This window comes from Streptomyces sp. Z423-1 (genome assembly GCF_013009255.1).
GTDB lineage: Bacteria > Actinomycetota > Actinomycetes > Streptomycetales > Streptomycetaceae > Streptomyces > Streptomyces gossypiisoli.
This window is the reverse complement of the sequence record NZ_CP053109.1, coordinates 7112631-7133622: the sequence shown is the minus strand read 5'-3', so window position 1 is coordinate 7133622 and position 20992 is coordinate 7112631. Positions and strand designations below refer to the sequence as shown.

19 protein-coding genes and 1 pseudogene are annotated in these 20992 nt (G+C 71.9%); 7 read left to right on the top strand and 13 right to left on the bottom strand.

Translation table 11 applies throughout. From position 1 onward, the window contains the following. Positions 1-9: 9 nt before the first annotated feature. The 7 genes and pseudogenes from HJD23_RS32115 to HJD23_RS32085 all read right to left on the bottom strand — a co-directional run bounded on the left by HJD23_RS32115 (position 10) and on the right by HJD23_RS32085 (position 8091). Positions 10-1527, bottom strand: coding sequence for a SidA/IucD/PvdA family monooxygenase (locus HJD23_RS32115; RefSeq protein ID WP_171115173.1), 1518 nt, complete (start codon positions 1525-1527; stop codon positions 10-12). Continuing rightward, the gene (locus HJD23_RS32110; protein WP_171115174.1) at positions 1524-2882 is read right to left on the bottom strand and encodes an aminotransferase class V-fold PLP-dependent enzyme; all 1359 of its coding nucleotides are present in this window, start codon (positions 2880-2882) and stop codon (positions 1524-1526) included. Before HJD23_RS32110 ends, HJD23_RS32115 begins: the two co-directional genes overlap by 4 nt. 216 nt (positions 2883-3098) lie before the next feature. Beyond that, on the bottom strand, positions 3099-5579 hold the full coding sequence (pepN, locus tag HJD23_RS32105) for an aminopeptidase N (protein ID WP_171115176.1): 2481 nt from the start codon (positions 5577-5579) through the stop codon (positions 3099-3101). Positions 5580-5637: 58 nt separating this feature from the next. Then, positions 5638-6156 (bottom strand): response regulator, encoded by a 519-nt coding sequence (locus HJD23_RS32100; protein ID WP_171115178.1) that lies wholly within the window; start codon positions 6154-6156, stop codon positions 5638-5640. A gap of 127 nt (positions 6157-6283) precedes the next feature. After that, positions 6284-6634, bottom strand: coding sequence for a chorismate mutase (locus HJD23_RS32095; RefSeq protein WP_171115181.1), 351 nt, complete (start codon positions 6632-6634; stop codon positions 6284-6286). Between the two features lie 42 nt (positions 6635-6676). Beyond that, positions 6677-7123 carry a GNAT family N-acetyltransferase gene (locus HJD23_RS32090; protein WP_171115183.1) on the bottom strand — a complete coding sequence of 149 codons (447 nt, stop codon included), beginning with the start codon at positions 7121-7123 and terminating at the stop codon, positions 6677-6679. A 298-nt stretch (positions 7124-7421) separates the two neighbouring features. Next, positions 7422-8091, bottom strand: a pseudogene (locus HJD23_RS32085) (serine protease). 193 nt (positions 8092-8284) lie between these two features. Between HJD23_RS32085 and HJD23_RS32080 the strand changes: the two are divergent. After that, a complete protein-coding gene (locus tag HJD23_RS32080) occupies positions 8285-9181 on the top strand; it encodes a hypothetical protein (RefSeq protein WP_171115185.1) in 897 nt (298 codons plus the stop codon). A gap of 84 nt (positions 9182-9265) precedes the next feature. Here the strand turns inward: HJD23_RS32080 and HJD23_RS32075 are convergent, their stop codons facing one another. Beyond that, entirely contained in the window at positions 9266-10177 is a 912-nt protein-coding gene (locus tag HJD23_RS32075; protein ID WP_171115186.1) for an SDR family oxidoreductase, read from the bottom strand. 1 nt (position 10178) lies between these two features. Then, entirely contained in the window at positions 10179-10955 is a 777-nt protein-coding gene (locus HJD23_RS32070; protein ID WP_240980865.1) for an SDR family oxidoreductase, read from the bottom strand. Between the two features lie 87 nt (positions 10956-11042). Here HJD23_RS32070 and HJD23_RS32065 point away from each other — a divergent pair, with 87 nt between their 5' ends. The 4 genes from HJD23_RS32065 to HJD23_RS32050 all read left to right on the top strand — a co-directional run bounded on the left by HJD23_RS32065 (position 11043) and on the right by HJD23_RS32050 (position 14539). Further along, complete coding sequence (locus HJD23_RS32065) at positions 11043-11789, top strand: enoyl-CoA hydratase family protein (RefSeq protein ID WP_171115189.1); 747 nt, start codon at positions 11043-11045, stop codon at positions 11787-11789. Then, the gene (locus HJD23_RS32060) at positions 11786-12661 is read left to right on the top strand and encodes a CoA transferase subunit A (RefSeq protein WP_171115191.1); all 876 of its coding nucleotides are present in this window, start codon (positions 11786-11788) and stop codon (positions 12659-12661) included. The genes HJD23_RS32065 and HJD23_RS32060 overlap by 4 nt, the downstream gene beginning before the upstream one ends. Before the next feature lie 73 nt (positions 12662-12734). After that, a complete protein-coding gene (locus tag HJD23_RS32055; protein ID WP_171115193.1) occupies positions 12735-13481 on the top strand; it encodes a CoA-transferase in 747 nt (248 codons plus the stop codon). Next, positions 13481-14539, top strand: a complete 1059-nt coding sequence (locus HJD23_RS32050) for a nitronate monooxygenase (RefSeq protein ID WP_171115195.1) — start codon at positions 13481-13483, stop codon at positions 14537-14539. Before HJD23_RS32055 ends, HJD23_RS32050 begins: the two co-directional genes overlap by 1 nt. An 18-nt stretch (positions 14540-14557) precedes the next feature. On the opposite strand, the gene HJD23_RS32045 is transcribed toward HJD23_RS32050, so the two are convergent. From HJD23_RS32045 to HJD23_RS32035, 3 genes are read right to left on the bottom strand one after another with little or no spacing between them, the layout of a single operon-like run. Then, positions 14558-15715, bottom strand: a complete 1158-nt coding sequence (locus HJD23_RS32045; protein WP_171115197.1) for an acetyl-CoA C-acetyltransferase — start codon at positions 15713-15715, stop codon at positions 14558-14560. 17 nt (positions 15716-15732) lie between these two features. Further along, complete coding sequence (locus HJD23_RS32040) at positions 15733-16347, bottom strand: TetR/AcrR family transcriptional regulator (protein WP_277347783.1); 615 nt, start codon at positions 16345-16347, stop codon at positions 15733-15735. Between the two features lie 16 nt (positions 16348-16363). Further along, positions 16364-17152 carry an SDR family oxidoreductase gene (locus HJD23_RS32035; RefSeq protein ID WP_171115200.1) on the bottom strand — a complete coding sequence of 263 codons (789 nt, stop codon included), beginning with the start codon at positions 17150-17152 and terminating at the stop codon, positions 16364-16366. 95 nt (positions 17153-17247) lie between these two features. Here HJD23_RS32035 and HJD23_RS32030 point away from each other — a divergent pair, with 95 nt between their 5' ends. Together HJD23_RS32030 and HJD23_RS32025 are read left to right on the top strand one after the other, a co-directional pair. After that, entirely contained in the window at positions 17248-18387 is a 1140-nt protein-coding gene (locus HJD23_RS32030) for an acyl-CoA dehydrogenase family protein (protein WP_171115202.1), read from the top strand. Further along, the gene (locus tag HJD23_RS32025; RefSeq protein ID WP_171115204.1) at positions 18387-19340 is read left to right on the top strand and encodes an acyl-CoA dehydrogenase family protein; all 954 of its coding nucleotides are present in this window, start codon (positions 18387-18389) and stop codon (positions 19338-19340) included. Before HJD23_RS32030 ends, HJD23_RS32025 begins: the two co-directional genes overlap by 1 nt. Here HJD23_RS32025 and HJD23_RS32020 read toward each other — a convergent pair. Beyond that, positions 19324-20958 carry a cytochrome bc complex cytochrome b subunit gene (locus tag HJD23_RS32020; RefSeq protein WP_171115207.1) on the bottom strand — a complete coding sequence of 545 codons (1635 nt, stop codon included), beginning with the start codon at positions 20956-20958 and terminating at the stop codon, positions 19324-19326. The two genes, HJD23_RS32025 and HJD23_RS32020, sit on opposite strands and share 17 nt — an antisense overlap. Positions 20959-20992: the final 34 nt, after the last annotated feature.

The following is a 20992-nucleotide window of genomic DNA, read 5'->3' as shown; positions in this document are numbered from 1 at the left end:
CAACAGGCCCTAGCCCTTCGCCGGCGTCAGGTCCCGTCCCGCAGGGGGGGTGAGCTGCCCCGGGTGCCGGGCGGGCGGGACCTGGGTCCGCTGCTGTTCCAGGCCGAAGGTGGTGAACGCGGTGCGGTGCGGCAGCGGGTACGGTTCCTTGCCGGTCAAGGCGTTGAGGATGGTGGCGCTGCGCCAGGCGGCGAGGCCGAGGTCGGGGGTGCCGACGCCGTGGGTGTGGAGTGCGGTGTTCTGCACGAAGACCGCTCCGGTGACCGAGGGGTCGAGGACGAGGCGGTGTTCCTCGTCGACGCGCGGGCGGTCGCGGCTGTCGCGGCGCAGATAGGGTTCGAGGCCGGCGAGGAGGCGGGTGAGGGGGCGTTCGCGGTAGCCGGTGGCGAGGACGACGGCGTCGGTGGTGAGCCGGGAGCGGGTGCCCTGCTGGAGGTGTTCCAGATGGAGTTCGACCTTCGTGGTGGCGATCCGGCCGGCGGTGCGGACGGTGACGCCGGGGGTGAGAACGGCGTCGGGCCAGCCGCCGCCCAGGTTGCGCCGGTAGAGCTCGTCGTGGATGGCGGCCATGGTGCCGGCGTCGATGCCCTTGTGGAGTTGCCACTGGGCGGCGACGAGCTGCTCGCGGACCGGCTCGGACAGGGCGTGGAAGTAGCGCGTGTAGTCGGGGGTGAAGTGCTCCAGGCCGAGCTTGGAGTACTCCATGGGCGCGAAGGCCTCGCTGCGGCCGATCCAGTGCAGCCGCTCCCGGCCGGCCGGGCGGTGCCGCAGCAGGTCGAGGAAGACCTCGGCGCCGGACTGCCCCGAGCCGACGACGGTGATGTGCTCGGCGGCGAGCAGGGTGGCGCGGTGGTCGAGGTAGTCGGCGGCGTGGATCACGGGCACGCCGGGTGCGTCGACGAGGGGCCTGAGCGGGTCGGGGACGTAGGGCTCGGTGCCGATGCCGAGGACGATGTTCTTCGTGTACGTACGGCCGAGGGACTCGGCCTCCGTGCCGGTGTCGAGCTGGGTGAAGTCGACCTCGAAGACATCGCGTTCGGCATTCCAGCGGACGGCGTCGACGCGGTGGCGGAAGTGCAGTCCGGGGAGGTTCTCGGTCACCCAGCGGCAGTAGGCGTCGTACTCGGTGCGCTGGATGTGGAAGCGCTCGGCGAAGTAGAAGGGGAAGAGCCGTTCGCGGGTTTTGAGGTAGTTGAGGAAGGACCAGGGGCTGGCGGGGTCGGCGAGGGTCACCAGGTCGGCGAGGAAGGGCACCTGGACGGTGGTGCCGTCGATGAGCAGGCCGGGGTGCCAGTCGAAGGTGGGGCGCTGTTCGTAGAAGACGGCGTCGAGTTCGGCGAGCGGGTGGGCGAGTGCGGCGAGGGAGAGGTTGAACGGGCCGATGCCGATGCCGACCAGGTCGCGGTGGTCCTGGGGTTCGTGGAGGGCCGGGTGCGGGGCGGCGGTCGGGTTCGCGTGGGGAGTGGTCGGCGCGTTCGCGTCGGGGGTGGCCGGTGGCGTGGTCGGCGGGTTCGTCGGGCGGGTCATCGGGGGGTGTGTCCTTCCACCAGTTTCAGGAGGGCGGCCAGGTGGTCTGGCCTGGTGTGGGGGTTGAGGAGGGTGGCCTTGAGCCAGAGCCGGCCGTTCAGGCGGGCGCGGCCGAGGACCGCGCGACCGTCGCCGAGGAGTCTTCGGCGTACGGCGGCCACGGCCTCGTCCGTGGCATCGGCGGGGCGGAACAGGACCGTGCTGATGGTGGGCCGGTCGTACAGCTCGAAGTCCGGGTGCGCGGCGATCAGCCGGGCCAGCTCATCGGCGCGCTCGCGCACCTGGTCGACGAGCGCTCCGAGCCCGCTCCGGCCAAGGGTTCTCAGCGTGACGGCGATCTTGAGGATGTCCGGGCGGCGGGTCGTGCGCAAGGAACGGCCCAGCAGGTCGGGGAAGCCGGCCTCGGTGTCGTCGTCGGCGTTGAGGTAGTCGGCACGCTGGTGCAGGGCGGTCAGGTCGCGGGCGTTCCGGACGGTGAGCAGACCGGCGGCGATCGGCTGCCAGCCGAGTTTGTGCAGGTCGAGTGTGACGGTGTCGGCGGCGTCGAGCCCGGTGAGCCGGTTCCGGTGCCGCTCGCTGAACAGCAGCCCGCCGCCGTAGGCGGCGTCGACGTGCAGTCGCGCCCCGTGCGCGCGGCACAGGGCGGCGATCTCGGGCAGCGGGTCGATCAGTCCGGCGTCGGTGGTGCCCGCGGTGGCGGCGACGAGCAGGGGGCCGGGCAGGCCGGTGAGGGCCTCGTCGAGGGCGGCCGGGTCGAGGGTGCCGGCCGGGGCGGGGACGGTGACGGGTTCGGGCAGGCCGAGCAGCCAGGCGGCGCGGGTGAGCGAGTGGTGGGCATTGGCCGCGGTGACCAGGTGGACGCTGCCGCCGTGGGCCTCGCGGGCGAGCAGCAGGGCGAGTTGGTTGGACTCGGTGCCGCCGGTGGTGACGAGGCAGTCGGCCGCGCCGGCCGCCTCGGCGAGCGCCCGCGTGACCAGGGCTTCCAGTGCGGAGGCGGCCGGGGCTTGGTCCCAGGAGTCGAGGGAGGGGTTGAGGGCGGTGGCGGCGAGGTCGGCGGCGGTGGCGAGGGCGAGGGGCGGGCCGTGCAGATGGCCGGCGCACAGCGGGTCGGCCGGGTCGGCGGCGCCCTCGGCGAACGCGTGCACGAGGGCGCGCAGGGCGTCCGGGTCGCCCTCGTCCGGCAGTACGTCGCCCAGCGCGTCCCGCATCCGCGCGGTCACCGCCTCCGGGCCACCCGCCGGGAGCGGACCGCCGCGTGCCCGGCGGCCGGCGTCCAGCGCGTCGAGCACGGTGTCGAGCAACGGCCGCAGGGCGCCCGGGCCGTCGGGGCCTGAGGCGAGGGGCGGCGTGGGCATGTACCCAGCTTGTACGCGGCGGGGGCTACGCGCCCGAAACGTGCGGGTAGAACGACCCGAAGGGGGTAATGAGCGGGGCGTTTGCCGGTTCGTCGGTGTTGGTGTTGGTGCGGGCGTCGCTGGGGGCCGGCGCCCCCAGGCCCCCGCTTCGGCCCTGCACGGGACTTGTCCTCGAACGCCGGACGGGTTGAGGGATGCGGTCCGGCGTTTGAGAGACTAAGCGCCCCGTACCCGCAACGCCCTCGCCAGATCGTCGAGTTGGTCGGTCAGCTTCCGCCGCAGCGCCGGCGTCGGCTCCGTGTCGCTCAGGCACTCCTCGCCCAGGCGCAGGTTCTCGGTGTCGACGGCGTGGGCGGGGAAGGCCCATCTGCCGGCGGCCTCGGCCATGGCGGGGCCGCGGCGGGCGGCCAGGGCGACGGCGTCCTCGTAGTAGCGCGGCACGTACTCCCGGACCAGCTCGGCCTGTTCGGGCTGCCAGAAGCCCTGGGCGGTGGCCGTGAACAGGTAGTTGGACAGCTCGTCGTGCGCGAACATCGCTTCCCAGGCCGTCTGCTTGGCCCGCGGGTCGGGCAGGGCGGCACGGCAGCGGGCGGCGCCCTCCTGGCCGGTGGCGCTGGGGTCGCGGTCGAGTTCGGCGGCGATGGCGGTGTCGTCCGTGGCGCCGAGGACGGCGAGGCGGCCGAGGATGCGCCAGCGCAGCTCGGGGTCGAGCTCGGGTCCGCCGGGGACGATGCCGTCGGCGAGCCAGGCGGCGATGGTGTCGGGGTGGGCGGCGACGTCGATGAAGTGGCGTACGGCGAGCAGGCGCAGGCCGGGGTTGTCGCCGTCCTCGGTGCGGCGCAACAGGTCGCGGCAGAGGGCGGAGAGGGTGCTCAGGGCGGCGGGGCGCTCCTCGGGGGTGAGGTAGCGGTCGGTGATCTGGCGGGTGGCGAAGCCGAGGACGCCCTGGACGAGGGCGAGGTCGCTCTCGTGCGGGAGGTGGGCGCGGGCGGTTTCCAGGTAGGCGGTGGGCGGGAGTTCGGCGTCGCGGACGGCGTCCCTGAGGGCGTTCCACACGACCGCGCGGGTGAGGGGGTCGGGCAGGCCGGACAGTTCCTCGCGCACGGTCTGGAAGGACCGGGGGTCGAAGCGGACCTTGGCGTAGGTGAGGTCGCCGTCGTTGAGGAGGAGCAGGGCGGGGCGCTTGCCGATGGGGTGGCCGTCGGGGTGCGGGACGTCGAGGTCGAGGCGTGCGCGCAGGGTGAGGCGGCCCTCGTCGCCGAGGTCCTGGTCGTAGAGGCCGACGGCGATGCGGTGGGGGCGGCTGCCGGTGTGGTCGACGGTGAGGGTGCAGGTGCCGTTGTCGCCGGTGGTGACACGGGGGGTGAGGGTGTCGACGCCGGTGGTGCGCAGCCAGGCGTCGGCCCAGGCGTGCACGTCGCGTTCGGTGGTGGCGGCGAGGGAGTCGATGAAGTCGGCGAGGGTGGCGTTGCCGAACCGGTGCCGGGTGAAGTGGGTGTTGATGCCGGCGAGGAAGTCCTTCTCGCCGAGCCAGGTGACGAGCTGGCGCAGCGCGGAGGCGCCCTTGGCGTAGGAGATGCCGTCGAAGTTGAGCAGGGCGGAGGCGGTGTCGGGGACGGCGTCGGGGGCGACGGGGTGGGTGGAGGGGCGCTGGTCGGCGTCGTAGCCCCAGCCCTTGCGGGCAACGCCGAACTCGGTCCAGGTGCCGGTGAAGCGGGTGGCTTCGCTGAGGGTCTGGTAGCCCATGTACTCGGCGAAGGACTCGTTCAGCCAGATGTCGTCCCACCACTGGAGGGTGACGAGGTCGCCGAACCACATGTGGGCCATCTCGTGGGCGATGACCATCGCGCGGGTCTGCCGCTCGGTGTCGGTGACGGCGGAGCGGTAGACGAACTCGTCGCGGAAGGTGACCAGTCCGGGGTTCTCCATGGCGCCGGCGTTGAACTCGGGGACGAACGCCTGGTCGTAGGAGTCGAAGGGGTACGGCTCCTCGAACTTCGCGTGGTAGCGGTCGAAGCAGGCGCGCGTGACGTCGAGGATCTCGTCGGCGTCCGCGTCCAGGTAGGGGGCGAGCGAGCGGCGGCAGTGGATGCCGAAGGGCAGGCCGCGGTGTTCGGTGCGCACCGAGTGCCAGGGGCCGGCGGCGACGGCGACGAGGTAGGTGGAGATCAGCGGCGTCGGCGCGGCCTTCCATACGCCGTCGGTGTGCTCGGTGATGCCGTTGGCGAGGACGGTCCAGCCCTCGGGCGCCTTGACCGACAGCTCGAAGACGGCCTTGAGGTCGGGTTGGTCGAAGGCGGCGAAGACGCGCTGGACGTCGTCCAGGAACAGCTGGGTGTAGACGTAGCTCTCGCCGTCGGTGGGGTCGGTGAAGCGGTGCATGCCCTCGCCGGTGCGGGAGTAGCGCATGGCGGCGTCGACGCGCAGCTCGTGGTCGCCCGCGGTGAGGTTCTTCAGGGGCAGGCGGTTGCCGTCCAGGGTCTCGGGGTCGAGGGGCTGTCCGTCCAGGGTGACGGAGCGCAGCTCGGCGGGCTTCAGCTCGACGAACGTGTCCGCGTCGGTGCGCGCGGTGAACCCGATCACCGTACGGGAGTCGAAGGTCTCGTCACCGGTGGTCAGATCCAGGTCGATCCTGTAGTGGCGGACGTCGATGAGCTGGGCACGGGTCTGCGCTTCGTCGCGCGTGAGTACGGACATGGATCACATGCTGCCTGATGCCACCGACAGCGGGACAGGGGCGGGCGGTTTCGCGGGGTTACGTGCGGTCCTGCGCCGGCGTCGACACGCGCCGGTCGCGCTGCCCGGGCAGGCGTGCGCCCGGCTCGTCCGGCTGCGCATCGGACTCGATCAGGGCGCGCAGTTCGCGGACCTCGCGCTTCAGGGCCTGGTGGCGCCGGTGGGCGTCGTACAGGTAGCGGATCTTGGTGCGCAGCGCCCAGGGGTCGACGGGTTTCATGAGGAGGTCGGCGACGCCCAGTTCGAAGGCGGCGGAGGTCAGTTCGTGGTCCGGGCCGTAGCCGGTGAGCAGGACGACGGGGATGTGCTGGGTCTGTTCCAGGCGGCGCAGGTAGCGGACCACGTCCAGGCCGCTGACGCCGGGCATGCGCACATCGAGCAGCAGCAGGCCGACCTGGCCGCGCAGTACCTGTTTCAGGGCTTCGTCGCCGCTGGTGGCGCGGCCCAGCTCGCAGCCGAGCGGGGCCAGGGCGCTCTCCAGTGCGTACAGCGTGTCCTCGTGGTCGTCGACGATGAGGATCTTGGCGTCCCACCCCATGCCCGCACTCCCTCCGGCGTGGACACCAGAGTAGGCGAGGCGCTGACGGTCAGTGGTCGCCGGTTGACGATCAGTACGCGGTGCGGCCTGCCCCGCCCGGGCCGCGCGGGGCCGCAGTTCGCCGAGGTCAGTCGGTGGTGGGCGGGGTGCCGTTCACGGTGTCCTCGGCGATGCGCTCGTGGTGTCTGATCACTTCGCCGATGATGAAATTGAGCAACTTTTCAGCAAATCCCGGGTCGAGCTTGGCACTCTCGGCGAGGGCGCGCAGCCGGTCGATCTGCCGTGCCTCGCGGGCCGGGTCGGCGGGCGGCAGCCGGTGCAGGGCTTTGAGTCGGCCGACCTGCTGGGTGCATTTGAAGCGCTCGGCGAGCATATGGACGACGGCCGCGTCGATGTTGTCGATGCTGTCGCGCAGCCGGGAGAGTTCCGCGCGGACGGCCGGGTCGACGTCGCCGGTGGTGGTGTTGCTGGTGGTCATGGGCGCCCACCCTACGCGGCCGGTGGCTGTTGCCGGATGTCCTCAGGATCCGATGACCTTGTGCAGGTACACGTCCTCGTGCCCGCCGGGAACGCCCGGCAGGCGCCCCGCCTCGCGGAAGCCGAGTTTCCGGTAGAAGTCCGGGGCCTGGAAGGTGTACGAGGAGACGATCATGTCCGTGCAGCCGCGCCGTACGGCCTCCTCCTCGGCGGCCCGCATGAGCTTGCTGCCCCATCCGGCGTGCCGCTGGTCCGCCCGGACCCACAGCATCTCCACGCCGCACTGGCCGCCCCAGACCCACCCGGTCAGTCCGCCGAGCAGTTCGCCGTCGGCGGCGGTGACCCGGACGCTGAACTCGTCGGGTTCCCCGGCGCCGGTCGCCGCCGCGTTGAACGCGGTCAGCTCGTCGTCGAGGCGCTGCTCCAGGTCGTCGTCCTGGCCGCCGACCTGGAGGGTGCCGGGGGGCGCGGAGTGGTGTCCGGTGGTCACGTCCAGGAGTCTGCCAGGGGGCGGAAGGGCCGACGACCGGAATTCCGGCCGCCCACGGGTACCCGGGCGGGATTCCGACCGCCCACAAGTAGCCCGACAGGATTTACCGGCCGCCCACAGGTAGCCCGACAGGACTCCGACCGCCCACGGTAGCCCAGCAGGATTCCGGCCGCCCACGGTAGCCCAGCAGGATTCCGGCCGCCCACGGGAACCCGACAGGACTCCGACCGCCCACGGGTAGCCCAGCAGTGAATTCCGGCTGCCCACGGTAGCCCGGCACACGGCCCCCGCCCCCGCCCTACAGGGCGTTGGCCGCCCGGGCTATGTCCTTCGCGAAGTGGCTGACCTCGGTGTACACGCCGGGGACGCCGGTGCGGGCGCAGCCGTCGCCCCAGCTGACTATGCCGACCTGGATCCACTTACCGGCGTCGTCCTTGCGGAACATGGGGCCACCGGAGTCACCCTGGCAGGTGTCGATGCCGCGCTCTGGTAGCCGGCGCACAGTTCCTCCTTGGCCACCAGCCGGTTGCCGTAGTGCCACGTGCACGCGCGGTCGGTGACGAAGGGCACCGTGGCCTTCTGCAGCTTGGTGGTGCCGGTGCCCGCGCCCTCCCGGGTGTCGCCCCAGCCGGCGATGGTGAAGGTGCCGCGGTTGTAGCGGTTGGTGGTGGCGATCTTCAGCGTGGGCTTGTCGATGGGCCGGGCCAGCTTGATCAGCGCCCAGTCCTTGCCCTGCCGTCGTAGCCCGGCGCCACCTTGACCTTGGTCGACTTGACCTTGATCGCGGCGGGGGAGTTGAGGTCGGCGACACCCGCGGTGACGGTGATGCGGGTGTTGTTGCCGGAGCCCTTCATGCAGTGGGCGGCGGTCAGGACGACGTCCTTCTTGTAGAGCGCACCGCCACAGCCCATCGAGAGGTGGACCATGAACGGGAACTCGTTCTGCGCGGCAGGCTTACCGCCGATCACGCGCGTGGGTCGTCTCGATGCGGGTCAACGCACTTCCTTTCGTGGGGGTTTGGGGCGGCTGGCCAGTATGAAGATCGGACAGCATCCATGACAAGGACCGATCTCACGCCCCCACGGCGCAACCCGCCGAGCGAAATTCCGCTCTCCCCCTCGTACAGTGGAATCGGGTTCAAGGCGTCTTGGGGGTAAGGGCGTGGCGAACGACGGACCGGTCGAGCACGGCTACCCACACCTGGAGACGGTGCGGGCCGCCATCACCGCGCTGTACAAGCGGCTGTCGTACGACACCATCCAGACGTTCTCGACCAGCGTGCCCCCGGCCGACGTGGCGTTCTGCGACACCGACGACCTCTACCTGGGCGCCCAGCGCGTGGCCCGCGAGCTGGTCCGGCACTACCGGCTGCCGGACGCCCGCGTGATCGTCAGCTTCCGCGAGATGCACCACGCGGCGAACGTCGAACTCACCGCAGGACCCGAGTACTTCGTGGAGCTGAACGACCGCTTCCGCACCCACCGCCGGGACATCGGCGCGGCGCTCGCGCACGAGATCATGCACGTCTGTCTGCACCGCCTGGACCTGTGGTTCCCCGGCACGCGCGACAACGAGATCCTCACGGACACGGCGACGACGTATCTGGGCGCCGGCTGGCTGCTGCTCGACGCCTACCGGGAGGACGCGGCCTCCAGTCAGAAGCTCGGATATCTGACCCCCGAGGAGTTCGGGTACGTCCTCGCCAAGCGTGCCCTGGTGTTCGGCGAGGACCCGTCGATCTGGTTCACCAGCCCGCAGGCGTACACGGCGTATGTGAAGGGCATGACCCTGGCCCGCCGCGACGAGCAGCAGCCCCCGCTCACCGCGGCCGGCTGGGCGGGCCGCCGCCGCTACGCCCGCGACCGCCGCCACGCCCAGAGCCAGCACGTCCTGGTCAGCGCACCGGGTACGCCGTACGCGTTCACCCCCGACGCCCGCGGCCCGCTGCGGGTGTCGTTCCCCTGCCCCACGTGTCACCAGCGGATCCGGGTACCGGTACGGGGGCGGATGCGGGCGCGGTGTGCGCTGTGCCGGACGGTGCTGGAGTGCGATACGTAGGCTTGCCGCCGGGTGGCCCGGAGGGTGCGGGTGCTCACCCACGCCCCTGACGGTGGCGCCGCCGGGATAGACGTGACGTGACGCTCACACCTGACTGCCGTACACCGGTCCGGGCGCCTCCGACCCGGCCAGCAACCCTCGTACCACCTCGTCCAGTTCCGCCACGCCCCACCGCGCCCCCTTGTCCACGGTGGGCCCCGGCCGCCACCCCTCCATCACGGTGATACGGCCGCCCTCCGCCTCGAACACCCGGCCGGTGACCCGCGCACTCGCGGCGGACCCGAGCCAGACGACCAGCGGGGAGACGTTCTCCGGGGCCATGGCGTCGAATCCGCTGCCCGGCGCCGCCATGGCCTCGGCGAACGTCCGCTCCGTCATCCGGGTACGCGCCGCCGGGGCGACGGCGTTGACCTGGACGCCGTACCGCCGGAGTTCGGCCGCCGCGACCAAGGTGAGCCCTACGATCCCGGCCTTGGCGGCGCTGTAGTTGCCCTGACCGACCGAACCCAGCAGTCCGGCGCCGCTACTGGTGTTGACGATGCGGGCCTGCGGCGTACGGCCCGCCTTGGCCTCGGCGCGCCAGTGCGCGGCGGCGTGCTTCAGCGGCAGGAAGTGGCCCTTGAGGTGGACACGCAGGACGGCGTCCCAGTCGTCCTCGTCGAGGTTGACGAGCATCCGGTCGCGCAGGAACCCGGCGTTGTTGACGAGCGTGTCCAGGCGACCGTACGTCTCCAGGGCGGTCCGGATCAGGGAGGCGGCGCCCTCGGTGGTGGCGATGTCGCCGGCGTGGGCGACGGCCTCGCCGCCCGCCGCGCGGATCTCGTCGGCCACGCGGGCGGCCGGGCTGTCGGCGCCGGGCAGCCCGTCGAGGCCGACCCCGAGGTCGTTGACGACGACCCGTGCCCCCTCGGCGGCGAAGGCGAGCGCGTGCGCCCGCCCGAGCCCCCTGCCGCCCCCGGTGACGACGACGACCCGGCCCTCACAGCTACGGCTCATCTCATCCCTCCTTGTGAGCGGTCGCGGCGTCCAGGAACGCGGGACGCTCGCCACCGCCGTGCACGTGCAGACTGGCTCCGCTGATGTACGAGGCGGCGTCGGACGCGAGGAACACGGCGGCCGCCCCGACGTCGGCCGGTGTGGCGAGCCGCCCGAGCGGGACCGTGCGGGAGACGGCCGCGACGCCGTCCTCGCCGCCGTAGTGCAGGTGGGACAGCTCGGTGTGGACCATGCCGACGACGAGGGTGTTCACACGGACATGGGGCGCCCACTCCACCGCCATCGAGCGGGCGAGGCTCTCCAGCCCGGCCTTCGCGGCGCCGTACGCGGCCGACCCGGGTGACGGGCGGCCGCCGCTGACACTGCCGATCATCACCACGCACCCCCGCGCCCGCCGCAACGGCTCGTACGCGGCGAGCGACGCGGTCAGCGGAGCCACGAGGTTGAGCTCGACGACACGGGCATGCCGCTCGGCGTCGGCCTCGGTCAGCAGCCGGTACGGCGTGCCTCCGGCGTTGTTGACGAGGACGTCCAGCCGGGGCAGCGCGGCGAAGAAGTCCCGTACGGCAGCGGGCTCCCGCAGGTCGAGGGGTTCGAACCGGCTGCCCTCGACGGGGACTTCGGGTGGCCGCCGCGCACAGGTCACCACCTCGGCACCGGCCTCGGCGAACGCCCGTGCGATCCCGGCGCCGACCCCTCGGGTGCCGCCGGTGACGACGACGGTCCGGCCGTCGAGCCGTGCGAACGGCGAGTTATCCACAAGGGCGGCTTTGTCCACAGGGGCTCCCACGCTGAATCGGCGACTGCTAGCTTCGAAGCCTCGAACACCTAACAAATGTTTGGTGGAAAGGTAGCTGATGCGGCCATGGGTGTCTCCACCTCGTCCCCGGAAAAGGGGATTTCCGTCGTCACGGTCGACTTCCCGCCGGTGAACGCACTGCCGGTGCACGGCTGGTACGCCCTGGCGGACGCCGTGCGCGCGGCCGGGCGGGACCCGGAAGTGCGCTGTGTCGTGCTGACCGCCGAGGGGCGCGGCTTCAACGCGGGGGTGGACATCAAGGAGATACAGGGTCAGGGCCAGAGCGCCCTGCTGGGCGCCAACTCGGGGTGTGCGGAGGCCTTCTCGGCGGTGTACGAGTGCGAGGTGCCGGTCCTGGCGGCGGTGCAGGGCTTCTGCCTGGGCGGCGGCATCGGGCTCGTCGGCAACGCGGACGCGATCGTGGCGAGCGAGGACGCCACCTTCGGCCTGCCGGAGCTGGACCGGGGGGCGCTCGGCGCGGCCACGCACCTGTCCCGCCTGGTCCCGCAGCACCTCATGCGCACGCTGTACTACACCTCCCGCACGGCGAGCGCGGCCGAGCTGCACGCGCACGGCTCGGTGTGGCGAGTGGTGCCGCGCTCGGAACTGCGCGGGGCGGCCCTGGAGTTGGCCCGGGAGATCGCCGCCAAGGACGGCCGGCTGCTGCGTCTGGCGAAGGCGGCGATCAACGGCATCGATCCCGTCGACGTGCGCCGCAGCTACCGCTTCGAGCAGGGGTTCACGTTCGAGGCCGCGATGAGCGGGGTGGCGGACCGGGTCCGGAGCACCTTCGGAAAGGACGTGCCGGAGTGACCGACAAGACGATGAGCGCCGACGAGGCCGTGGCCCGGCTGGAGAGCGGTATGACCCTCGGCATCGGCGGCTGGGGCTCGCGCCGGAAACCGATGGCCCTGATCAGAGCACTGCTCCGGACCGGGATCACCGATCTCACCGTGGTCTCGTACGGCGGCCCGGACGTCGGCATGCTCGCCGCCGCCGGCCGGATCCGGAAGCTGGTCGCCGCCTTCGCCACCCTCGACTCCATCCCGCTCGAACCGCACTACCGCGCGGCCCGGGAGCGCGGGGCGTTCGAGCTGATGGAGATCGACGAGGCGATGTTCCTGTGGGGACTGCACGCGGCCGCGAACCGGCTGCCCTTCCTGCCGGTACGAGCCGGGATCGGCTCGGACGTCATGCGGGTCAACCCCGGCCTGCGCACGGTGACATCGCCGTACGCCGACGGGGAGACGTTCGTGGCCATGCCCGCCCTGCGCATGGACGCGGCCCTGGTCCACGTCAACCGCGCGGACCGGCGGGGCAACGGGCAGTATCTGGGCCCCGACCCGTACTTCGACGACCTGTTCTGCGCGGCGGCCGAGACGGCGTACGTCTCGTGCGAGCGGATCGTGGACACGGCCGAGCTGACGAAGGAGGCGGCACCGCAGACGCTGCTCATCCCGCGGCACACGGTGACCGGTGTCGTCGAGGCCCCGAACGGCGCCCACTTCACGTCCTGCGCACCCGACTACACACGGGACGAGGCATTGCAGCGGCACTACGCGACCACACCCTGGCCGGAGTTCGCCGAACGGTTCCTCACCGGGGACGAGCACGCGTACCGGTCCGCCGTCCGCGCCTGGCACGAGGGGTGCGGGGAGCGCCGAGAGGAAGAGGAGCGGCCATGACCCGACAGCGCAGAGACGACCAGGAGCAGCCACGGCCATGACCCCGGTAGCCCCCAGAAGACCAGGAGCGCCCATGAGCGACACGACGACGCCCCCGCCCGCCCGCGCCGAGTACTGCGTGATCGCCTGCGCCGAGGCCTGGCGCGGTGCCGGGGAGATACTCGCGAGCCCCATGGGCCTGATCCCCTCCCTCGGCGCCCGCCTCGCCCGGCACACCTTCGCCCCCGACCTGCTGCTGACCGACGGCGAGGCGACGCTGGTGGACGCCGACGGCAACCCTGAGGGCTGGCTGCCGTACCGTCGGCACCTCACCCTCGTCACCGGCGGCAAACGGCACGTGATGATGGGCGCGAGCCAGATCGACCGTCACGGCAACCAGAACATCTCCTGCATCGGCGACTGGGCCAAGCCGTCCCGGCAGCTGCTCGGCGTGCGCGGGGCGCCGGTCAACACGTTGAACAACCCGACGAGTTACTGGATCCCCCGGCACTCCCGGCGGGTGTTCGTCGAGCGCGTCGACATGGTGTGCGGGGTCGGCCACGACCGTGCCGCCCGCCATCCGGAGACGGCCCGCTTCCATCACCTGGCCCGGGTCGTCTCGGACCTCGGCGTCTTCGACTTCGCGACGCCGGACCACTCCCTGCGGGTCGCCTCCCTGCACCCCGGGGTGACCGTCGAGCAGGTCAGGGAAGCGACCGGCTTCGAGCTGGTGATCCCGGCCGAGGTACCGGAGACCCGTGCCCCGACCTCCGAGGAGCTGCGCCTGATCCGCGAGGTGATCGACCCGGCGAACACCCGGGAACGGGAGGTGCGGACCTGATGGAGACGGCGCTCACCAGGCTGGTCGGCGTACGGCACCCGATCGTGCAGACCGGGATGGGCTGGGTGGCGGGCCCCCGCCTGGTCTCGGCGACGGCGAACGCGGGGGCGCTGGGCATCCTGGCGTCGGCCACGATGACGCTCGACCAGTTGCGCGCGGCGATACGGGAGGTCGGGGCGCGGACGACGGCACCGTTCGGGGTCAATCTGCGCGCGGACGCGCAGGACGCGGGCGACCGGGTACAGATCATGATCGAGGAGAGGGTGCGGGTCGCGTCCTTCGCGCTCGCGCCGTCCCGTGAACTGATCGCCGCGCTCAAGGAGTCGGGCGTCGTCGTCATCCCGTCCGTCGGCGCGCGGCGGCATGCCGAGAAGGTCGCGGCGTGGGGCGCGGACGCGGTGATCGTGCAGGGCGGTGAGGGCGGCGGGCACACCGGGGAGGTGGCGACGACGGTGCTGTTGCCGCAGGTGGTGGACGCCGTGGACATCCCGGTCGTGGCGGCGGGCGGCTTCTTCGACGGGCGGGGCCTGGTCGCGGCGCTGGCGTACGGGGCGGCGGGCGTGGCCATGGGGACGCGGTTCCTGCTGACGTCGGACTCGACGGTGCCGGACGCGGTGAGGGCGAGGTATCTGGCGGCGACGGTCGGGGACGTGACGGTCACGACGGCAATCGACGGCCTGCCCCACCGCATGCTGCGCACCGAACTGGTCGACGCGATGGAGCGATCCGGCCGGGCCGGGCGACTCCTCCGGGCCGTCCACCGAGCCGCCGCCTTCCGACGGATCTCCGGCCTCACCTGGCGCCGGATGCTCCAGGACGGTCTCGCCCTGAAGCACGGCAAGGACCTGACCTGGAGCCAGGTCCTGCTGGCCGCGAACACGCCGATGCTGCTGAAGGCGTCCATGGTGGACGGCCGGACGGACCTCGGCGTCATGGCGTCCGGTCAGGTCGCCGGGGTCATCGACGACCTGCCGTCGTGCGCGGAGCTGGTGGAGCGGATCGTGGGGGAGGCGGAAGCGGTGCTGAAGTCGCTCGAGCTGCTCAGACGCACTCCGTAACGACGTGCCCGCACCCCCTCAGACCCGCTCGATGATCGTCACGTTGGCCTGCCCTCCGCCCTCGCACATCGTCTGCAGCCCGAATCGTCCGCCCGTGCGCTCCAGTTCGTGCAGCAGCGTCGTCATCAGCTTCGCGCCGGTCGCGCCGAGCGGGTGGCCCAGGGCGATCGCGCCGCCGTTGACGTTGACCTTGTCGGGGTCGGCGCCGGTCTCCTTCAGCCAGGCCAGGACGACCGGTGCGAAGGCCTCGTTGATCTCGACGAGGTCGATGTCGTCGAGAGTGAGGCCGGTCTTCTTCAGGGCGTGGGCGGTGGCCGGGATCGGAGCGGTCAGCATGCGGATCGGGTCCTCGCCGCGCACGGAGAGGTGATGGACCCGGGCCCGTGGCGTCAGCCCGTGCTCGCGTACCGCCCGCTCCGAGGCCAGCAGCAGCGCCGCCGCGCCGTCGGAGACCTGGGACGAGCAGGCGGCCGTGACCGTGCCGCCGTCGATGACCGGCTTCAGCGCGGCCATCTTCTCCAGCGAGGTGTCCCGCCGCGGCCCCTCGTCGACGGTCGCGTCCCCGTACGGCACGGTCTCCCGCGCGAAGCGCCTTTCGTCGATCGCCCGCACCGCCCGCTGGTGCGAGCGCAGCGCGAACTCCTCCTGCTCCGGCCGGCCGATCCCCCACTTCGCGGCGATCATCTCGGCGCCGGCGAACTGGTTGACCGGCCGGTCCCCGTACCGCGCCCGCCAGCCCTCGCTGCCCGCGAACGGCCCCTGCGTGAAGCCCAGCGGCTCGGCGGCCTGCCGGGTGGCGTAGGCGATGGGGATCTGCGACATGTTCTGCACGCCGCCGGCGACCACCAGGTCCTGCGTCCCGGACAGCACGGCCTGCGCCGCGAAGTGCACGGCCTGCTGCGAGGACCCGCACTGCCGGTCGACGGTCACGCCCGGCACCTCCTCGGGCAGCCCGGCCGCCAGCCAGCAGGTCCGCGCGATGTCCCCGGCCTGTGGCCCCACCGCGTCCAGGCACCCGAAGACGACGTCCTCGACGGCCGCCGGGTCCACCCCGGCCCGTGAGACCAGCTCCTTCAGCACATGCGCGCCCAGGTCGGCCGGGTGGACCGCGCTGAGTCCTCCCCCGCGTCGCCCGACGGGCGTACGGACCGCTTCGACGATGTAGGCCTCGGCCATGACGACTCCCCAGCGAGTTAGGCGCGTACGGCGATCCCGTCCAGCACCATCGACAGGTACTGCCGGGCGATCTCCTCCGGACTGTGCTGTCCGCCCGGCCGGTACCAGGACGCGGCGACCCACACGGTGTCCCGCACGAACCGGTAGGTGAGCCGGACGTCGAGGTCGTCCCGGAAGACCCGGTCGGCGACCCCGCGTTCCAGCGTGGACAGCCACGCTTTTTCGAACTTGCGCTGCGACTCGGCGAGGAACGTGAACCGTTCCTGCGCCGCCAGCTGTCTGGACTCCTTCTGGTAGATCGCGACGGCGGCGCGGTGCCGGTCGATCTCCCGGAACGACTCGGTGACCAGCGCCTCCAACCTCTCCCGCGGCCCGAGCCCGGCGTCCAGGACGGCGTCGTAGCCGTCCCAGAGCTCGTCGAGGAAGGTGCGCAGGATCTCCTCCAGCATCGACTCCTTGGAGTCGAAGTGGTAGTAGAGGCTGCCCGCGAGCATGCCCGCGTGGTCGGCGATGGTCCGGACGGTCGTGGCGTTGTACCCCTGCTCGGCGAAAACCTCGGCGGCGGTGCGCAGGAGTTCGCGGCGGCGCGCCGGCGCGGAGGCGGTCACCTGGGGGTTCTTCTTGGTCGGCACGGCACCCATTGTGGGCCTACGGATGTTGGCTGCTGACGGAGACGACCTCTCCGGTCAGATACGACGAGTACCCGGACGCCAGGAACACGATCACGTTGGCCACCTCCCAGGGCTCCGCGTACCGCCCGAAGGCCTCGCGCGCGGTGAGGTCCGAGAGCAGTTCGGGGGTGGTCACCTTCACCAGGTGCGGATGCATGGCGAGGCTCGGCGCGACCGCGTTGACCCGCACCCCGTACTCCGCGGCCTCCACCGCCGCGCACCTGGTCAGCGCCATCACCCCGGCCTTCGCGGCGGCGTAGTGGGCCTGCCCGGCCTGGGCCCGCCAGCCGACGACGGAGGCGTTGTTGACGATCACCCCGCCCTCCCCCGCCTCCTTCATCAACCGCAGAGCCGCCCGCGTACACCGAAAGGTCCCGTTCAGCGTCACGTCGACCACCCGGAACCACTGCTCGTCGGCCATGTCGGCCAGCGCGCAGGTCCCGCCCAGTCCCGCGTTGTTGACGACGATGTCCAGCCGCCCGTGCTCCCGCACGGCCGCCGCGAACAGCTCCCGCACCTGGGCCTCGTCCGTGACGTCACAGGGCACGGCGGCCACCGCCCCGGCGAACTCCCGCCCCAGCTCGGCCTCGTACTCCTTCAGCCGCCGCACATGCGCGTCGCTGATCAGCACGCGCGCGCCCTCCTGAAGGAACCGGCGCGCGGTCGCCCCGCCGATCCCCGCACCCGCCGCTGCCGTGATGACGGCGGTACGGCCCTTCAGCAGCCCGTGCCCGGGCACGTACGCCGGACTCTCGACGCCTGTCATAGGGCCACGCTAACCTACCAAACACTTGTTAGGGAAGCTCCGCAGCGGACAACGCGCAACGGACAACGGGAAAGCACACGGGAGGACGGCCGCCGATGGATCTCGCCTTCACACCGGAGGAGCACGCCTTCCGCGCCGAGGCCCGGGCCTGGCTCCGCGCGCACGTGCCGTCCAGCCCCCTGCCCTCCCTGGAGACCGAGGAGGGGTTCGCCGCCCACCGCGCGTGGGAGGCCGAACTGGCCGCGGACCGCTGGTCGGTGGTCGACTGGCCGGCGGCGTACGGCGGCCGGGACTGCGGGCTCGTGCGGTGGCTGATCTTCGAGGAGGAGTACTACGCGGCCGCCGCCCCGGCCCGCGTCAGCCAGAACGGCATCCACCTCCTCGCCCCCACCCTCTTCGCCCACGGCACCGAGGAGCAGCGGGCCCGCGTCCTGCCGCCCATGGCCTCGGGCCACACCATCTGGGCGCAGGCCTGGTCGGAGCCGGAGGCGGGCTCCGACCTCGCGTCCCTGACGTCGAGAGCCGTCCGCACCGACGGCGGCTGGCTGCTGTCCGGCCAGAAGACCTGGTCCTCCCGCGCGCCCTTCGCCGACCGCGCCTTCGGCCCGTTCCGCAGCGAGCAGCACACCGCGAAGCCCCATCAGGGCCTCACGTACCTGATGTTCGACCTGCGCGCCCCCGGCGTGAGCGTCCGCCCAATCGCCCGCCTGGACGGCAAACCGGCCTTCGCCGAGCTGTTCCTGGACGACGTCTTCGTCCCCGACGAGGACGTCATCGGCGAACCCGGCCAGGGCTGGCGTGTCGCCATGTCGACAGCGGCCAACGAACGCGGCCTCACGCTCCGCTCCCCCGGCCGCTTCCTGGCCGCCGCCGACCGCCTGCACCAGCTGTGGCGGACCCAGGGCAGCCCGCACGCCACCCGCGCCCGAGTCGCCGACGCCCTCATCGGCGCGCGCGCCTACCAGCTCTTCACCTACGCCGCCGCCTCCCGATTCCTCGACGGCGAGCCGCTCGGCGCGGAGTCGAGCCTGAACAAGGTGTTCTGGTCGGAGTACGACATCGCGCTGCACGAGACCGCCCTGGATCTCCTCGGCCCGGAGGGCGAGTTGGCGGACACGGCGTGGTCCGAGCCGTACGTCTTCGCCCTGGCCGGTCCGATCTACGCCGGAACCAACGAGATCCAGCGCGACCTCATCGCCGAGCGCCTGCTGGGCCTGCCGAAGGGACGCCGCTGATGCGCTTCCTCCTCGACCCCGAACACCGCGCCTTCGCCGCCTCCCTGGACGCCCTGCTCACCGCCGCCGACACGCCGTCGGTCATACGGGACTGGAGCCGCGGCGACCACTCCGGCGGACGCGCGCTGTGGTCCCGTGTCGCCGAGGCGGGCGTGTTCGCGCTGGCCGTACCGGAGGAGTACGACGGGCTGGGCGCCCGGCCCGTGGAACTGGCCGTCGCCTTCGTCGAGCTGGGGCGGCACGCGGTCCCGGGTCCACTGGTGGAGACGGTCGCGGCGGCCGCCCTGCTCACGGAACCGGCCCTCGCCAAACGCTTCCTGCCGTCCCTCGCGGCGGGCGGGACCATGGCCACGCTGGCGCCGCCGGAGTCGTACGCCCTCGACGGCGACGCGGCGACCACCCACCTCTCCCTCGACCCCGACGGCCTGCGCCTCTCCCCCGGCCCGGCGACCCCTGCCCGCCCCTCCCTGGACCCGGCCCGCCGCCTCACCCCCCTTCTCCCCGGCGGCGAACTCCTCTCCCCCACCCCGCCCACCGAACAGGCCCTCGCCTGGGCGCGCCTGGCCACCGCCGCCCAGGCCCTCGGCGTCGGAGAAGCCCTGCTCGACCGGACCGTCGCGTACGTCCGTCAGCGCACCCAGTTCGGCGTCCCCATAGGCTCGTTCCAGGCCGTCAAGCACCGGCTGTCGGACGCGAAGACAGCCCTGGAGTTCACCCGCCCGCTCGTGTTCGGAGCGGCGCTCACCATGAGCCCGGCAGACGTAGCCGCCGCCAAGGTCACGGCGTGCGAGGCGGCGTACGCCACCGCACGTACCGCCCTGCAACTGCACGGCGCGATCGGCTACACGGCGGAGTACGACCTGTCCCTCTGGCTGACCAAGGCCCGCGCCCTGCACGGCGCCTGGGGCAGCCCGGACGAGTGCCGGGACGTCGTCCTCAGTGCCCGCGCGTGATCTCCCGGTACTCCTCCGGCGTCGGCTTCGGAATGTGGCTGTCGGGCCCGAACATGGCCCGGGCCAGCCTCTCGCGCACCCGCTGCGAGATGGTGACCGGCCGCTGGACACCGCCTGCGTCGACGCGCGGTCCGATCTCGTACGGCACCTGCTGCTCGTGCTGGGTCAGGGTGAACCGCTGGGCCTGGGTGAGGGGTTCGTGGACCTCGATGTACTCGCCGTGCGGCAGCCGTTTGATGGTGCCGGTCTCCCGGCCGTGCAGCACCTTCTCGCGGTCGCGGCGTTGCAGGCCCAGGCAGATCCGCTGGGTGACGACGAACGCCAGCACCGGCGCGACGAAGAACGCGATCCGTACGAACCAGGTGATGGCGTTGATCGACAGATGCAGATGGGTGGCGACGATGTCGTTGCCCCCGCCGATCAGGCAGACCGCGTAGAGAGTGAGCCAGGCGACGCCGAGGCCGGTGCGGACGGGGGCGTTGCGCGGCCGGTCCAGGATGTGGTGCTCGCGTTTGTCGCCGGTGATCCAGGCCTCGATGAAGGGATAGACGCCGATGGCGGCCAGGATCAGCGGGAAGAGCGCGAAGGGGATGAAGACGCCGAGGACGAGGGTGTGACCCCAGAGGTCGATCTCCCATCCCGGCATCACCCGGATCAGGCCCTCGGAGAAGCCCAGGTACCAGTCGGGCTGGGCGCCGGTGGTGACGAGGTCGGCGCGGTACGGGCCGAAGGCCCACACGGGGTTGATCTGCGCGATCCCGCCCATCATCACGAGCACACCGAAGACCAGGAAGAAGAAGCCACCGGCCTTGGCCATGTAGACCGGCAGGAAGGGCATGCCGACGACCGACTTCTGGTCGCGGCCGGGGCCGGGGTACTGGGTGTGCTTGTGGTAGAAGACCAGGATCAGATGGGCCACCACCAGGCCCAGCATGATCCCGGGCAGCAGCAGGACATGGATGGGGTACAGCCGCGAGATGATGTCGTGGCCCGGGAACTCCCCGCCGAACAGGAAGAACGCCAGATACGTGCCGACGATCGGGATGGACAGGATGGCGCCCTGGGCGAAGCGCAGACCGGTGCCGGAGAGCAGGTCGTCGGGGAGGGAGTAGCCGGTGAGGCCGGTGATGATGCCGAGGAACAGCAGGGTCCAGCCGAACACCCAGTTGATCTCGCGCGGCTTGCGGTAGGCACCGGTGAAGAACACCCGCATCATGTGCACGAGCATCCCGGCGACGAACACCAGCGCCGCCCAGTGGTGGATCTGCCGGATCAGCAGTCCGCCGCGCACATCGAAGCTGATCTCCAGCGTGGACTCGAAGGCCCGTGTCATCACGATGCCGTTGAGCGGGGTGTACGACCCGTCGTAGACCACCTCGGCGCTGCTCGGCTCGAAGAACAGCGTGAGGTAGACGCCGGTGAGGATGAGGACGAGGAAGCTGTAGAGGCAGACCTCGCCCAGCATGAAGGACCAGTGGTCCGGGAAGACCTTGCGCATGTTGGCCTTGGCGAGCGAGTAGAGCCCGAGCCGCCCGTCGGCCCAGTCGGCCGCCTTCTCGCCCCGGCCCGGGGAACTCCCCCTGGCCGTATCCGAGTTCACCGATCGTGCGCCGTTCATATGCCGTCGCCCTCCCCGTCGGACCGGATCGTCC